This window comes from Bacillus yapensis, from assembly GCF_005280205.1.
Lineage (GTDB): Bacteria > Bacillota > Bacilli > Bacillales > Cytobacillaceae > Robertmurraya > Robertmurraya yapensis.
Map to the genome: position 1 here is coordinate 244,927 of NZ_SUND01000003.1, position 14,944 is coordinate 259,870.

Consider the following 14,944-nt stretch of genomic DNA (forward strand, 5'->3'; position numbering starts at 1 on the left):
TTTTTATATAAGCGATTTTCTCAGCATTGCATGAACGCCTTTTGGTACGTAGACAGCTACCTTTGCACCAGGTTCAGTTACAGTTATCCAACCGAGTCCTGAGAAAACAATATCTGTTTTGCCTTCTTTTATCGTAAATTCATGCTTTACTAAAGGTGGAAAAGTTTCTAATTGCTCCTTACGAGGTGGTGTTAACATCTCCCCGACATGTCTTTCATAAAGATCAGTCGCCTTTTCCAATTTTGTGCGATGAATTTCGATATTATTGGAAAAATGACAAACAAATGAACGTCGACCGCCCGAAATGTAATCAAAGCGAGCCAAGCCTCCGAAAAACAACGTTTGAGCTTCATTTAATTGATAAATTTTTGGTTTAATTTCTTTTTTCGGTGTGATGACCTTTAAATCCCTTTTATCAATATAATGGGCCATCTGATGATGATTAATAATCCCCGGGGTATCAACTAAAGACTTTCCATCTGCAAGAGGAATTTCAATGATATCAAGCGTAGTACCAGGGAAATGGGAAGTTGTGATCACATCTCCTTCACCTGTTACCTCTTTTAAAATTCGGTTAATGAAGGTGGATTTCCCTACATTCGTACATCCGACTACATAAACGTCTTTTCCTTCACGGTATTTCTCAATCGCTTCTGTCGCTTCTTTAATAAAGTGTCCCTTATCAGCACTTACTAATAGCACATCAATCGGCTTCAAGCCAAGCTCTTTAGCTTCCTGCTTCATCCAATTGATCAGCTTGTTTGGCTTAACCGAATGAGGGAGCAAGTCCACTTTATTTCCAATTAATAAAATCGGATTTTTCCCGACAAATCGATGCAATCCAGGTAACCAGCTTCCGTTAAAGTCAAAAATATCAACAATTTTAACGATTAAAGCATCACGTTCTCCAAGCCCATTTAAAATCTTTAAGAAGTCATCATCTGTTAAACTGACATCCTGAACTTCATTGTAATGCTTCAATCGAAAGCATCGCTGACAAATAATATCTTCTTTTTCAAGGGACGACTTCGGCGCATAGCCCAATTCATCCTTATGCTCCGTTTGAATTTTCACACCGCAGCCTATGCAAATATATTGTTCACTCAAAGATTAATCCTCCCAAACTAACATACCTTTTTTTCTAAACCAGTTGAGTATTCTTCTTTCAACCAAACGATTGAATTTGGTAAAAAAGCCATCTGTTGAAGCAACAGGAACTACCAAGATCGTATGAAAACCTCCGCGGTTCCCTCCGAGTACATCGGTTAAAAGCTGATCACCGATGACAACCGTTTCTTCTTTCATTAAGCCCATATCATTGATCGCCTTGCGAAATGCTTTTCCTAAAGGCTTTCTAGCTTGGAAAATAAACGGAATGTTCAATGGGTCAGAGAAAGACTGAACTCTTTCACGATTATTATTCGAAACGATCGTAATTTTAATATTTTCTTTTTGCATCGCCTCAAACCATTCCTGAAGCTTCGGTGTAGCGTTAGGACGATCCCATTCTACTAACGTATTATCTAAATCAGTAATAATCCCCTTGATCCCTTTTTCTTTCAAACTCTCAGGGGTTATTTGAAAAATATTTTTCACATGCTGATTTGGTAAAAAGTTATTTAACAATATAAGACACCTCTATTTCGTCATGACACATCCGTCGGTTTTAAATTTTTGCCTAAACCGAGAACATCATACCAATTTTAACTGTTGAGTGTTGGAATAGGCAAGCGGACAAAGAATTGAGATTATCTCCACTACCCTTTAGCTATGTTCAACACACTTCTACAAACAACCATAAAAACATGCTCTAAATATGTCGAAATACATAAAATCACAGTATTTACATAAAAAGTTTTCGACAAGGACACCGACTTTTCAACACTTGTGGATAACTTTATTCACAAAATACACATTGATTTATAGAGTTCTATTTTATTTATAAACATATTACTCACAACTTATCCACTGGTTACTGTGGATAAAAGGAACGGTTGTTCTACTGCATTATTTTTGTTAGAGTAAGAATACACCAAAGACCAACTTACATTATATGTATTTTTTTACTTAGTAGAACCTTTTATAACGAGGAGGTGAATTCTGACATGAGGAAATTGTCAGATGATCTATTAGTAGAATCCTATTTCAAAGCTCAAGAATTAAATTTAAGCAAAGATTTTATCCGTCTAATCGAAACAGAAATTCACCGACGTTCATTGGCTCACAAAATAAAAGTTTCCTCTTAATTTTATATGCCCTATAGGGCTTTTTTTTTGCCCTTAAAAAAGAGTCATTGTAGTGTAACCTAAACGTTCCCCTACCTTCATTTCCTTTGGAGTTTCAAACTTTAATGGCTTAAAAGAATCTTTTGTAAAGAGGAGAATAACCGTAGACCCAAATGTGAAATACGCCATTTCTTCTCCCTTTTCAATCTGCTCTCCATTATGGATCGTTTCGATCGAATTGACAAACATAGCCCCCACCTTGACGATAGCAGCTACACCATTTTCATGCTGGACTTCCGTGATCTTTCGAAAATTTTTCGATAGTGTATCTCTTCCATATTTGAGACCGTAACGATTGACAGGATAGGATTTTTCTCCCAATGTCCATGTCCCAACGATTTTTCCTGAAAGAGGGCTATGTATCCGGTGATAATGACTCGGACTGAGATAAAGAAGAAGATAAGTTCCTTTTTCATATTGCTGAGCCTTTTCCTCGCTGCCCAACATATCCAACAAGGAATATTGCTTCCCTTTCACATTTAGCGATAACTCTGAAGTAATCCCACCCATATCCTCAAGCACCGCATCAACCGGACTGACAACAGCGTTTTCAGCCTTGTCAATTTCTCTTGCATCTATATGTAATTTCCGAATGAAAAAGTCATGGAGGGTCGAAAACTCATGAATCGAATGGGCCATTTCATTCAAATTAATCTTATATACTTTTGCAAAAGACGGAATTAAAAACCGACTTGCTTTCGATTGAGCAAATCTGCTTAACAGTACGGATGACCATTTTCCGTTTGTTAGTTCAATGAGCGTGCGATAGAGCATTTGAATCAATTTACATACCTCCATAGGCGAAACATTTTGATTCCATGAGTGCTATTATATCATTTGCACTTACTTATGCACTATTGAATATCAAAAAAACACAAAAACAGCACCCGATTGGATGCTGCCATTGCCATTATTTATTCGTCAATTGTAAAAACTCTTCCACATCGTCAATACATAGCTGTACACCCTTTTCCCAGAAATCAGGCTGCGTTAGGTCTACATTTAAGTGCTTGAGTGCTAATTCTTCAACCGTCATTGAAGCTGTATCCTTAAGTAAGCTAATGTATTTTTCCTCATATCCTTTACCTTCTTCTATCGCTTGCGCGTAGATACCTAGTGAAAAAAGATACCCAAACGTGTATGGGAAGTTGTAGAATGGTACCCCAGTGATAAAGAAATGAAGCTTAGACGCCCAGAATAGTGGATGATACTCTTCTAGTGCATCCCCATAAGCTTCTTTTTGCGCATCTTCCATTAATTGATTTAAGCGCTCTGTATTAACAATTCCTTCTTTTCTTTCTTCGTAGAATCTCGTTTCAAATAAGAATCGAGCATGGATATTCATGAGTAAGGCTACTGAGCGTTGCACCTTATCTTCTAAAAGAGCAAGCTTTTCCTCTTCTGTAGTAGCGTTTTTCACTGAAGCATCCGCTACAATCATTTCCGCAAATGTAGAAGCCGTTTCAGCCACATTCATCGCATAGTTACGATTTAATGTATGCAAGTCTCTCATTGCATACGTATGGAAACCATGACCCAATTCATGGGCCAATGTAGACACATTAGAAGGAGTACCAGAATACGTCATGAAAATTCTCGATTGACTGTCTTCAGGGAAATATGTGTGGAATCCACCTGGTTTTTTCCCAGGACGATCTTCTGCTTCGATCCATTTGTCTTCGAAAGCTTTTTTCGCAAAGCCGGTCATTTCATCACCAAATTTTGCGAAATGCTCGAGAATAAACTCTGCTCCTTCTTGGTAAGAAATTTTTGTCTCTGCTTGTCCAAGTGGAGCATCTAAGTCATACCAGCTCAATTTTTCAAGCCCTAGAAGTTCAGCTTTTCTTTCTAAAAATTTCACAAGCGGAGCTTTGTTATCCGAAATGACCTTCCACATCGTGTCTAACGTTTCTTTTTTCATTCGGTTGATAGCTAGTGGCTCCTTCAGTACTTCTTCCCAACCTCTTTGTTTGTACACTTTCAAGCGAAAGCCAGCTAAATGATTAAGTGTTTTTGAGAGATAAGCAGATTTATCACCCCATGCTTTTTCCCATCCTTCAAAGACCTCTTTTCGCACGTTGCGATCAGGATGAGAAAATTTATTTGCTGCTTGTCCAACTGATAAGGCCTTCGGTGTACCATTTTCATTGATTTCTACTTTCGTGGTTCCAACGATGACATCGTATAATTGCCCCCAGCCATGGTAGCCATCGACACTAAGAGCATTGATTAGCGTTTCTTCATCCTTTGAAAGCTTTTCATTCGCCTCTTGTCTTCGTTCAGATAATACAAAGGAAAGCTCCTTCAATCCTTCTTGCTCCAAAATACTGCTCCATACATCATCGTTAATGGAGGTAAGTTTTTGATCCAGATCGGTCAATCCAATTTGAAATTCAGCACTAAGTGCAGTTACGTTTCCACGCAAGCCCTCTACGAGTCTATCCTCTGTATTTTGAGCTTGTAAACAACTTACAAAAGCTCCTGCCTGGCGAACCTTTTTGGTCACTTGTTCAAATGCATGAACAATGGATAAAAGCTGATCGCCGTCTTCTTTTGTATTCGTTGGTACCCAGTTTGAAACTTTTTCCTTAAAATTTTCAACAATCGTTTTCGTTTCTTCCAAATGTGCTGTAAATTCTGGTGAAGCACTCCCACCGTTAAAAAATACATCTAAATCCCATACCTCTGAATATGTAGTTGTCGTCATCAAATTTCCTCCTCTTAATATGTATAGTTACATTTTTCTGAAATTTCATTAATTATATCACAGTATATTTCGCTAGTCTAAATAAAAAAGCAGTAAGTTTTCCCCTACTGCTTTCCTTTGTATTATTTAAAGTAACCGCCGTAAAACCACCATGCTCCGAAAATCAATAAAATAATAAATAATACAATCCATAATGCTACCCAAGCACCACTTCCGCCACCATAGTACGGGTAAGGGGATGGATATGCATAAGGACCAGGGTAACCATAAGGCATTTCCTATACCTCCTTTAAACTATGCTAGTAATAAACTATGCTAGAGCCTGCCATCTGTATAGGCAAATGTCGATTTCTACGATATTTGTAGGACATTTTTCCAAGCAAACAGAAGGTAATAATCCCCAAACAAAAATAATTCTTTATGGGACAGACAAATACAATCCTCTCTCTTCATAATTATTAGTTATAGGCGAAAGTCATAATAGCGGGGGTGTCTACATGTCTGGAATTCTGACTGCGCTTGGAGTTTTAGTCAAAGAGATTATTTTTCTAGTCTCTTATGTAAAGAACAACGCCTTTCCTCAACCATTGTCACCTGAAGATGAAAAGAAATATTTAAGATTAATGACTGAAGGGGACAGTCATGCCCGTAACATGCTAATCGAGCACAATCTCCGACTCGTTGCCCATATAGTGAAAAAATTCGAAAATACCGGTGAGGATTCAGAGGACCTCATTTCAATCGGAACAATCGGCTTAATAAAAGCGATTGAAAGTTACTCCGAAGGAAAAGGAACAAAGCTTGCTACCTACGCCGCTCGCTGTATTGAAAATGAAATCCTTATGCATTTAAGAGCTCTCAAAAAGACAAAAAAGGATGTTTCACTACACGATCCAATCGGACAGGACAAGGAAGGAAATGAAATTTCACTAATTGATGTACTAAAATCCGATTCAGAGGATGTCATTGACACGATCCAGTTAAACATGGAGCTTGAAAAGGTCAAAGAATATATCGATGTACTGGATGGGAGAGAAAGAGAGGTCATCGTTGGTAGGTTCGGTTTAGATTTAAAGAAAGAAAAAACTCAACGCGAAATAGCCAAGGAGCTTGGTATATCTAGAAGCTATGTATCTAGAATTGAAAAAAGAGCCTTAATGAAGATGTTTCATGAATTTTATCGAGCCGAAAAAGAAAAACGAAAAAATGATGCGAATAATTAAAAAGAAGAAGCATTGGTCATCTAAAGCGACCAATGCTTCTTTCATTTAGTCTTCAACGCTTACTTCTGCGGCAATAATACAGCCGATTGTTCCACAAATGACAAACCCCATCACGATTGATAACATAACTCTCACACCCCATCAACAGTATTCAAGTTAACCTATTGTTAATTTGAATTTACCACATAAATACGGTGTCAACCTTCCAGGAATGTGAACATTCTGTTAAAGCTTTCGATCTTTCTTTTTACGAAAAACAAGTGTCAACAATAAGATATTAAGATACATGTGCATCACTCCTCATCTTAGAGAGCTCTGTTAGTCGGTATCCTTCTCCACCCACAAAACAGCATTTCTTCTTTGCATTAAAAACATCATTGTTATTCCCGCCTTTCATAAATTTTTTTAACGAACATTAAAATAAGCGATGTACGGTTAGTGCACGATTTTTCATATTTTCATAAGCTTCTCTCGCCATTTCATTACGCAAAGCATCATCCATAGACACTTTACGTTGTCTAATGGTCACTGTAAAAAACAAAATATTTAGGGTCATAACTCCCACCTCCTTATCAGAAAAGCGCCTAGCGCCTTCTCCGTAATTCAAGCATCCTTTTTTGGGCACAAAAAGGCCGTAAAGAACAATCTCTACGGCCTAAAAAAGTGCATAAAAAACCGCAGGGCACAATACTCCCTGCGGTTTGGATGCATATAGTAAGTTAAATTACGCGATCCATTCCTTAAGATTCATGAAGAACCATGCAGGTCGATTGTGAAAATAATCCATATAAAATTGTTGAAGACATCTTTGAAATTCCCATATTCATCATCATTTTCATCGACCTCCTTTTTAGAATTTTTCGCTTACAGTGGTAATTATATCCACTATCCTAGTAGTTGTAAACCTTTTTTTACCTATTTTTCAGAAAAATATACAAAAAACATACAATTCTAGCTTTCTAATCCCTGCTTTAAGTCCTCAATTAGGTCTTCAACATCCTCTAACCCTACGGAAATACGTACTAAACCATCTGTGATTCCAAGCTCAGCACGACGCTCTTGCGGAATCGACGCATGAGTCATACGTGCTGGAACAGAAATAAGACTCTCCACAGCACCTAAGCTTTCTGCAAGTGTAAAGTATTTTACTTTTCTAAGCAGTTCGTCAGCTGCTGCTTCACTTCCTATATCAAACGAGATCATTCCACCAAAACCAGTCGCTTGTTTCTTTGCGATTTCATGATTCGGGTGCGACTCAAGTCCAGGATAATAAACCTTTTTCACACGAGAATGTTTCTCTAGAAAGGCAACGATTTCTCGTGTATTCGCTTCAGTCTCTTCCATTCTTACTCCAAGTGTTTTAATCCCTCGCATCAATAACCATGAATCCTGTGGTCCTAAAACGCCTCCAGTTGAGTTTTGAACGAAATGAAGATCCTGCGCAAGCTTCTCATTATTCACTACAACTAGGCCTGCAACAACATCTGAATGTCCACCAATATACTTAGTTGCGCTATGTAGGACAATATCTGCCCCAAGCTCGATTGGATTTTGCCAATAAGGAGTGGAAAAAGTATTATCAACAATTGTTAGCAAATCATGTTTTTTCGCAATATTTGCAGCCTCACGAATATCAGTAATCTTCAATAACGGATTTGTTGGTGTTTCAATGTAAATTGCCTTTGTGTTTTCCTTGATGGCTTTTTCAATTTCTTCAAGATTGCTTGTATCGACGAATGTAGATTCAATGCCAAAACGATTTAACACTTTATTCATGACACGGTAAGTTCCACCGTATACATCATCTGTTAAAACGACATGGTCTCCACTATTTAAGAGCATGATCACAGCTGTGATGGCTGCCATCCCTGAACCGAATGCAAAACCAGCATGCCCGCCTTCGATATCCTTAATCAGTTCTTCAAGCGCATGACGAGTTGGGTTTCCTGTACGAGAGTATTCAAAACCCTTATGTCCCCCTACTCCCTCTTGCTTATAGGTGCTAACTTGATAAATCGGCACTGACACTGCACCTGTTGCAGGATCACCTGAAATGCCACCATGAATTAATCTTGTTTTACGTTTCATCCTAGATCCCTCCTTCATAGATTTTCTTGCTTAAGTATCTTTCACTTCCATCAGGAAAAATCACGACGATATTTGTACCTTGCGGAGCGATCTTTGCTTCTTCTAATGCTGCATGAAAAGCAGCTCCGGATGAACTTCCTACTAGGAGCCCTTCCTTTTTAGCTAGTTCCTTTACGAGCTCAAAAGCATTTTGATCTGAAACGGAGTGAATCGCATTAAAATAGTTCGGATCCATATAACCTGGAAGAAATTCCATTCCGATTCCTTCTGTTTTATGAGGACCAGGCTCTCCCCCATTTAATATCGATCCTTCAGGCTCAACAATCACTGTTTTGATACCTGCTTTTTGTTCCTTTAAATAGCGCGCGGTTCCCATAAAGGTTCCACCCGTACCAGCACCCGCGACAAAAACGTCAATTTGTCCGTCTAATTGATCCCAAATTTCCGGGCCAAGTGTCTTATAATAAGTATTCGGATTTGCAGGGTTTCCAAACTGCTGCGGACTATAAGAATTAGGAATTTCCTGAAGCAATTCATTAGCCTTTTCGATTGCTCCCTTCATTCCTTTTTCCGTAGGTGTATGCACAATTTCTGCTCCTAAAGCCTTCATTAACTCTTGTTTTTCCACACTGAATTTTTCCGGAACACAAACGATGACCTTAATTCCAGAATTGATTGCAGCAAGCGCCAAACCGATACCAGTATTTCCTGCCGTTGGCTCAATGATCGTGCTACCTTCTTTTATTTTCCCAGTTGCAATAGCCTCATGAAGAAGCTCCAAGCCTAATCGGTCTTTCACACTACCTCCCGGATTGAGGAATTCGAGCTTGGCAAAAAGACGAACTCCTTCTGGTAAGGAAAACTGTGTAATCTCAAGCATCGGTGTTTGACCAATCAGTTCATGGACATTTTTGTATACCTTCAAAATTTCTCACCCTTTAAAATGAACCTAGATGTTCTTCTTGTTGATTGCTGCCACAATCTTCATTACAAGTGTCGCTGAATGTAAAGCTGCTTTATCTAAAAATTGCTCAAAAGAGACATTTGATTCTTTTCCAGCAATATCTGATAAAGAACGAATGATGACAAAAGGAGTGCCAAATTGATGGGACACTTGCGCGATTGCTGCTGCTTCCATTTCTACCGCTTGGAGGTCGATAAATTTATCTTGAATTGCTTCAACACGCTTCGGATCATTCATAAAAGAATCACCCGTTGCAATCAATCCTTTTACAACCTGAATACTATCGATTTCACTTGCTGCTTCCTCAGCAATTTGCACGAGCTCCTCATTAGCAATAAATGCAGGCGGTAGCTGTGGCACTTGACCATATTCGTAGCCAAAAGCAGTAACGTCCACATCATGATGTCGGACCTCTGAGGAAATGACCACATCTCCCACATTTAAGTCAGGATGAAATCCACCAGCTGAGCCTGTATTCACTACAAAGTCAGGTTTATATTTTTCTAAAAGAATCGACGTTGACATAGCCGCGTTTACTTTGCCGATTCCTGAACGAAGTAAAATAACGTCTGCTCCATCCATATTTCCTAAAGTAAACTCACAGCCTGCGATCGTCTCAACCTTCTTATTCTCTATTTTCTCTCTTAGTAAAGTTACTTCTTCTTCCATTGCTCCAATGATTGCGATTGTCATCTTCCTACCTCTTTCTTAACTTTTGATTCCTTCCATAATCCAGACAAAATCATTCACCCGTTCAAAGTGAACAGAAAAATGGTTGTCTTCCATCATTTTTTTCAAAACAGGAATGGTCGTATAGTACTCCCTCTCAAGATCCTCTGCCAGATTATAAAAGTTTTGCTCTTTAGCTTTTTCAATAGCTTGTTTATATGCTTCAACTGATTCGTACATCGTATCCGCAAAAACTATTTTACCACCAGGTTGGAGTAACTTTCCATAAGCGGCAATAGCTTCTGCTTTTTCCTCGTCTGTTAAGTGGTGAAACGCATAGGTACTGACAATCGTTTGAACATCCTTTTCTGTGTGAAAGCTTTGAAAATCCCCTTCTTTGATCTCAGCGCGATCGCCTAATTTTTCAATGGCTTTTTTACGCATAGATGGTGAAGGTTCAAAGGCGGTTACCTGTAACCCTTTGCTTAAAAGCTTCTCTGTAAGGTTTCCTGTACCAGGTCCAAACTCGATTACATGACCAAAAGATCGATTCGCGACTATCGATAAAATTAAATCATAATGTTCGAATACTGCTTTATATTCAAGATCGTGGCCAGTGACACTCTCATCATAAGAGTCTGCCCAGTCTTCAAATAACTCGATAAATTCCTTTCCCATATTCACACTCTCCGTATCTTAGATGTAATATAAACAATTCCTATAAGTATAGTATGAATTAATGTTCTTAATGTACCATAACGAAGCATCCCTAGCAATGAGATAACTAACTTTCAGAATAGTAAGGTTTTTCACAAAAAAAAGAATGGCTTACTCGCCATCCTTTTTCACCTATTTTTATTCGATTGCAGATAATTGTTCAACCTGTGTAGGTTTCCAGCCTTGGCCATCCACCCATTCAATATAAACACGGTAAATTTCTGTCTTACCTTTTGTATAGACTGTACCAACAGACTTATTAGGGCCATTGTTTCCTAAGAAATGAATCGTCATCTGATCCTCAGATATTCCTGTTGCATAGGAAATCGCGTCAACCATTTCCTCCCAGTCCACACCGTCATAGGTGTTATGATGCTCACCCGTTTGAACGGTGCCAACCGGTTTCCATGCAGGATTAACAATGGTCTTCACCACATTTGGTGAACTTCCACCCTCGGATACAACCGCTTCTCCAGATTCTTCTTCCTCAACTTCATTTTCATCCATTTCTTCTTCGTCAGCTTCTTCTTCAGAAGCCTCTTCTTCATTTTCACCTGACACGTCAGTTGAGCTTTGTTCTGTCTCCGTTTCTTCCTCAGAAGCTTCATCCTCACTTACTTGAGAAGATTCATCTTCGGTTGCTTCCGGAGCATTACTTGTCTCACCTTTTGTTTCTTCGACATTTTGTTCTGCTCGTTCGTCATCGTTTCCTCCAAAAAAGATGTTAATGGAAACAACAATGATGAGAAGTAAAACAAAACCGATTAATCCATTTAAAACTATATTTGTTTTTTTCTTTTTTGTACGTCTATGGTAGCGTGATCCGTAATTATCAATTCGCATTGCATGTCCTCCCCTAAAAACATTAATCTTTAATTAGGCTCTTTTCTCAATCTATATTCCTTTTAGTGCAAAAAAATTAAAGACTTAATCTATTTTATACTGTTTACAAACTGTAAACAGAAAAGACCCTTGTGAAAAACACCCATAAGGATGTCACAATTCTATCACGTCTTGCTCAAAACTTGAAGGGATATATCACCTAGTCATTAAAACTAAAGAAGTTCCTAACTAGTAGGAACTTCCCCCATATTTCCTTTATGATCCAATTCATAGAGTCCTTTTACCAAATCTGCAAATAGTGGAGTAACCGACCCCTCCGCATCGTACACACCTAAATTAACTGTAACAAGAGCATACTTTGGATTGTCAAAAGGAAAGTAGCCAGCAAACCATTTGTTCAAAAGCTGCTGCTCACCTTCAAATCTCCCAGTTTCTGCAGTACCTGACTTACCAGCGACCTCATAAGGAAGCCCCTGTAATCCTCTTCCTGTCCCCTTCTCACTTACAACAACTTCACGAAGTAGCTTTTGTAGCTTCATCGCTGTATACGGGGAAATCGATTCATCCCCTAAAGGCTTATTCTCAAATGGCAATAAGGAAGTTCCATCCTTATAGTCAATTTCCGTAGCTGCCCTTACCATTTCACTTTTCCCTCCCCTTGCAATTGTTGCCATCATATTTGCAATGGCCAGGGGAGTTAATCTAACTTCATGCTGGCCAATACCAGTCATAGTCACAAAATTGTTATCCTTTTTAGCTGATTCATCTAAAAAAATCCTTCCATTGTCCTCCTCCATTTGTCGGAAGTTTTCAAAGTGGTAAATATCGCCTTCCCACCCCACTTGTCCTACAACGGAAAGTCTTTTCGCATAATCTTCAATAATATTCTCATCGATCTCCTTTAATTCCTTCGCCAAAGTTCCGAATGTATTGTTACAACTCTGAGCAAAGCTTTCAGTAAAGGACAGCATCCCATGTTGATACTTCTGGTCCGGAGCACCTGTAATCGTCTTATCACAGTCAAATTTTCTAGTAGGATCATCTAGATCATATTCAATTGCTGCTGCAGCGATAATCGTTTTGAAAACCGATCCAGGAATTTGTTGCTTTAACATCATATTATTAATCCCCGCTTCCGAATATGGGGCATCCTTATTTATATATGGACGTGAAACGGAAGCTAGAATTGAGTTTGTTTCAAGATCAAGAAGGACAAGCCCTCCATTCTCAATCTTATGTTGGTCGACGAGCGACTCTGCCATCAACTGGATTTCCTTATCTAAGGTTGTTTTTACATTGACTGGATAAAATGGATTGGCGGGCTCAACGTACTTCACATTAATCCCAAATAATGGCCCTCCTATTCCATCAACATGGTAAACTAGCTTCGACTTCCCATCAGGAAGTAAGAACTCATCAAAACTTTTCTCTAAGCCAGTTAAGCCAACTAACGAATCTGTCGGTAGTTCTTTATCCGGATATCTCTTTTCCAGAACGGTTTGATTTTGACCTGTGATCCCAATCAGTTGTTCTGCCGGATATTCCGTTAACGCATATTTCTTTTCCACCGCAAACACACCCGGAATTTCTAATTTATTTATTTGTTCCATTTGCGAGTTTGTTAATGACATAATTTTTGGGTTTCCAAACGCAAAAGGTTCTTTTGCTTGCTCAATTTTACGAAGAAGAGTTGAGGTAGGGACATCAATGATTTGTGCCACTCTCTCCGCATCCCAATCCATATTTTTTAAAAAGGGAAAAAGAATTAGAACAGGTATCCTTTGATGGATCAAAGATTCGCCATTTCGGTCAAGAAAACCTCCTCGTCCATTATCAATAATCATTTCCTGTGAACGCTGTTTTACACTAGCCTCAAGAAGATTGACATGATGTTTAGAAAAGTCACTTGAAGCAATCAATTGGATCTGGACGAGTCTGCCAATCAAAAGCGCAATCAAACATAAACATATTGATAATAAAACAACCGCTCTTTTCCTCCACATAAAAAACACCTCGTCAAAAGTGTTGACGAGGTGTTCACGTTTCAAACATTTTATTTAATTTTAGTGATGCGTACGTTCATTTCTCCACCTGGCGTTTGTACAGTAACTTCCTCTCCCACTTTTCGGCCAAGAAGGCTTTTCGCAATTGGAGAATCATTTGAAATTTTCCCTTCAAACGGATCCGCTTCCGCACTACCAACGATTGTGTAAGTCTCTTCTTCACCATCAGGTAGCTCTAAGAATGTAACAGAACGGCCAAGAGTAACTGCATCGCCGCTTAGTTCGTCCTCTTCGATAATTTTTGCATTACGAATCATATTTTCAATCGTAGTGATACGACCTTCAACAAATGCTTGTTCTTCCTTTGCGGAATCATACTCAGAGTTCTCTGATAAGTCACCAAAGCTACGAGCTATTTTAATTCTTTCAACAACTTCTTTTCTCTTTACTGATTTTAAATGGTCAAGTTCTTGTTCTAATTTTTCTTTCCCCGCTAAAGTCATCGGGAATACTTTCTCTGTAGCCAAATCCTTCACTCCTTCTAGTTTCACAACCCCCAAATTAGATTGTGTGCTTATATTTTTATCTTCTTAATTTAGCAGAGCTAAATTCGATTCGCATTTTAAAAAACCGCTTTCGCTGAATTATAAAACGCTTTATGTAGCTGGGCATTTATACTTTTCACAAATGCACAGGAGCGCGCCCCTTTTATAGGGCGCGCAATATAGAGTGTCCAAATAGACCTTTTTTAAACCAGGAGCTATCCAAATGATAGGGATTTCACTCCATATTATTTAATGCTTATTGTGTCATAAAAATGATTTTTGTTCAAGAATTGTTTGAATCTTTGTGACCATTAAATCGATTGCCACATGATTATGACCACCCTCAGGGATGATAATATCAGCATATCGCTTCGTTGGTTCAATAAATTGATTGTGCATTGGACGCACAACATTCACATATTGATCAATGACTGAATCCAAAGTACGTCCACGTTCCTTGATGTCTCGTGAAAGTCTGCGAATGATCCGAATATCGGCATCTGTATCTACATATAGCTTAATGTCCATAAGTTCACGAAGACGTTCATCTTCAAGTACAAGAATTCCTTCTAGAATGATAACATCCCTTGGTTCCACTTGAATGACTTCTTCAGATCTTGTGTGCAAAGCATAATCGTAAACTGGTTTTTCAATCGACTGGTTGTTTTGCAGCATTTTAATATGTTCATACAATAATTCGTTATCAAACGCTAATGGATGATCATAATTGGTCTTTAGACGTTCTTCAAATGGCAGATGGGCCTGATCCTTGTAATAGGAATCCTGCTCAATCATTAAAATAGAATGTCCCTTAAATTTGTTGTAAATTGCTCTCGTTACACTTGTTTTACCTGAACCGGATCCCCCGGTTACGCCAATGACAACAGGTTTGCGCATCGT

Annotated in this window: 16 protein-coding genes; 2 read left to right on the plus strand and 14 right to left on the minus strand. The window is 38.6% G+C overall.

What is annotated here, in order from left to right; all coding sequences use genetic code 11:
• Nucleotides 1–3: 3 nt before the first annotated feature.
• Together yqeH and FAR12_RS05600 are read right to left on the minus strand one after the other, a co-directional pair.
• Nucleotides 4–1,107 carry a ribosome biogenesis GTPase YqeH gene (yqeH, locus tag FAR12_RS05595; protein WP_126407196.1) on the minus strand — a complete coding sequence of 368 codons (1,104 nt, stop codon included), beginning with the start codon at nt 1,105–1,107 and terminating at the stop codon, nt 4–6.
• Nucleotides 1,108–1,110: 3 nt separating this feature from the next.
• Nucleotides 1,111–1,626, minus strand: coding sequence for a YqeG family HAD IIIA-type phosphatase (locus tag FAR12_RS05600; protein WP_126407198.1), 516 nt, complete (start codon nt 1,624–1,626; stop codon nt 1,111–1,113).
• A 479-nt stretch (nt 1,627–2,105) separates the two neighbouring features.
• Here FAR12_RS05600 and FAR12_RS05605 point away from each other — a divergent pair, with 479 nt between their 5' ends.
• Nucleotides 2,106–2,246 carry a sporulation histidine kinase inhibitor Sda gene (locus FAR12_RS05605; protein WP_126407200.1) on the plus strand — a complete coding sequence of 47 codons (141 nt, stop codon included), beginning with the start codon at nt 2,106–2,108 and terminating at the stop codon, nt 2,244–2,246.
• Nucleotides 2,247–2,279: 33 nt separating this feature from the next.
• Here the strand turns inward: FAR12_RS05605 and FAR12_RS05610 are convergent, their stop codons facing one another.
• From FAR12_RS05610 to FAR12_RS23325, 3 genes are all read right to left on the minus strand, one after another.
• On the minus strand, nt 2,280–3,068 hold the full coding sequence (locus FAR12_RS05610; RefSeq protein ID WP_126407202.1) for a phosphatidylserine decarboxylase: 789 nt from the start codon (nt 3,066–3,068) through the stop codon (nt 2,280–2,282).
• A 127-nt stretch (nt 3,069–3,195) separates the two neighbouring features.
• A complete protein-coding gene (locus FAR12_RS05615) occupies nt 3,196–4,992 on the minus strand; it encodes a M3 family oligoendopeptidase (protein ID WP_126407204.1) in 1,797 nt (598 codons plus the stop codon).
• A 122-nt stretch (nt 4,993–5,114) separates the two neighbouring features.
• Complete coding sequence (locus tag FAR12_RS23325; protein ID WP_170972110.1) at nt 5,115–5,267, minus strand: hypothetical protein; 153 nt, start codon at nt 5,265–5,267, stop codon at nt 5,115–5,117.
• A 222-nt stretch (nt 5,268–5,489) separates the two neighbouring features.
• Between FAR12_RS23325 and sigK the strand changes: the two genes are divergently transcribed.
• The gene (gene sigK, locus FAR12_RS05620; RefSeq protein ID WP_126407206.1) at nt 5,490–6,215 is read left to right on the plus strand and encodes an RNA polymerase sporulation sigma factor SigK; all 726 of its coding nucleotides are present in this window, start codon (nt 5,490–5,492) and stop codon (nt 6,213–6,215) included.
• A gap of 415 nt (nt 6,216–6,630) precedes the next feature.
• Here the strand turns inward: sigK and FAR12_RS05625 are convergent, their stop codons facing one another.
• From FAR12_RS05625 to udk, 9 genes are all read right to left on the minus strand, one after another.
• Nucleotides 6,631–6,771, minus strand: coding sequence for a YrzI family small protein (locus FAR12_RS05625; protein ID WP_126407208.1), 141 nt, complete (start codon nt 6,769–6,771; stop codon nt 6,631–6,633).
• A 395-nt stretch (nt 6,772–7,166) separates the two neighbouring features.
• Nucleotides 7,167–8,303: a bifunctional cystathionine gamma-lyase/homocysteine desulfhydrase gene (locus FAR12_RS05630; protein ID WP_126407210.1), complete on the minus strand. Its 1,137-nt coding sequence runs from the start codon at nt 8,301–8,303 to the stop codon at nt 7,167–7,169.
• Nucleotide 8,304: 1 nt separating this feature from the next.
• Nucleotides 8,305–9,228, minus strand: coding sequence for a PLP-dependent cysteine synthase family protein (locus FAR12_RS05635; RefSeq protein ID WP_126407212.1), 924 nt, complete (start codon nt 9,226–9,228; stop codon nt 8,305–8,307).
• A 24-nt stretch (nt 9,229–9,252) separates the two neighbouring features.
• On the minus strand, nt 9,253–9,960 hold the full coding sequence (gene mtnN / locus FAR12_RS05640) for a 5'-methylthioadenosine/S-adenosylhomocysteine nucleosidase (RefSeq protein WP_126407214.1): 708 nt from the start codon (nt 9,958–9,960) through the stop codon (nt 9,253–9,255).
• A 15-nt stretch (nt 9,961–9,975) separates the two neighbouring features.
• Nucleotides 9,976–10,614 (minus strand): class I SAM-dependent DNA methyltransferase, encoded by a 639-nt coding sequence (locus tag FAR12_RS05645; protein ID WP_126407216.1) that lies wholly within the window; start codon nt 10,612–10,614, stop codon nt 9,976–9,978.
• 177 nt (nt 10,615–10,791) lie between these two features.
• Nucleotides 10,792–11,496, minus strand: coding sequence for a YrrS family protein (locus FAR12_RS05650; protein ID WP_126407218.1), 705 nt, complete (start codon nt 11,494–11,496; stop codon nt 10,792–10,794).
• A 224-nt stretch (nt 11,497–11,720) separates the two neighbouring features.
• A complete protein-coding gene (locus FAR12_RS05655; RefSeq protein WP_126407220.1) occupies nt 11,721–13,499 on the minus strand; it encodes a peptidoglycan D,D-transpeptidase FtsI family protein in 1,779 nt (592 codons plus the stop codon).
• Between the two features lie 50 nt (nt 13,500–13,549).
• Nucleotides 13,550–14,026, minus strand: a complete 477-nt coding sequence (greA, locus tag FAR12_RS05660) for a transcription elongation factor GreA (RefSeq protein ID WP_126407222.1) — start codon at nt 14,024–14,026, stop codon at nt 13,550–13,552.
• A gap of 282 nt (nt 14,027–14,308) precedes the next feature.
• On the minus strand, nt 14,309–14,941 hold the full coding sequence (gene udk / locus FAR12_RS05665) for a uridine kinase (RefSeq protein ID WP_126407223.1): 633 nt from the start codon (nt 14,939–14,941) through the stop codon (nt 14,309–14,311).
• Between the last annotated feature and the right edge of the window lie 3 nt (nt 14,942–14,944).

Bases quoted from the DNA above. Each gene is read 5' to 3' on its own strand.
- FAR12_RS05625 (WP_126407208.1), bottom strand. From the start codon at position 6,771: ATGACCCTAAATATTTTGTTTTTTACAGTGACCATTAGACAACGTAAA.
- mtnN (WP_126407214.1), bottom strand. From the start codon at position 9,960: ATGACAATCGCAATCATTGGAGCAATGGAAGAAGAAGTAACTTTACTA.
- FAR12_RS05645 (WP_126407216.1), bottom strand. From the start codon at position 10,614: ATGGGAAAGGAATTTATCGAGTTATTTGAAGACTGGGCAGACTCTTAT.
- FAR12_RS05650 (WP_126407218.1), bottom strand. From the start codon at position 11,496: ATGCGAATTGATAATTACGGATCACGCTACCATAGACGTACAAAAAAG.
- FAR12_RS05630 (WP_126407210.1), bottom strand. From the start codon at position 8,303: ATGAAACGTAAAACAAGATTAATTCATGGTGGCATTTCAGGTGATCCT.
- FAR12_RS23325 (WP_170972110.1), bottom strand. From the start codon at position 5,267: ATGCCTTATGGTTACCCTGGTCCTTATGCATATCCATCCCCTTACCCG.
- sigK (WP_126407206.1), top strand. From the start codon at position 5,490: ATGTCTGGAATTCTGACTGCGCTTGGAGTTTTAGTCAAAGAGATTATT.
- FAR12_RS05655 (WP_126407220.1), bottom strand. From the start codon at position 13,499: ATGTGGAGGAAAAGAGCGGTTGTTTTATTATCAATATGTTTATGTTTG.
- FAR12_RS05615 (WP_126407204.1), bottom strand. From the start codon at position 4,992: ATGACGACAACTACATATTCAGAGGTATGGGATTTAGATGTATTTTTT.
- FAR12_RS05605 (WP_126407200.1), top strand. From the start codon at position 2,106: ATGAGGAAATTGTCAGATGATCTATTAGTAGAATCCTATTTCAAAGCT.
- udk (WP_126407223.1), bottom strand. From the start codon at position 14,941: ATGCGCAAACCTGTTGTCATTGGCGTAACCGGGGGATCCGGTTCAGGT.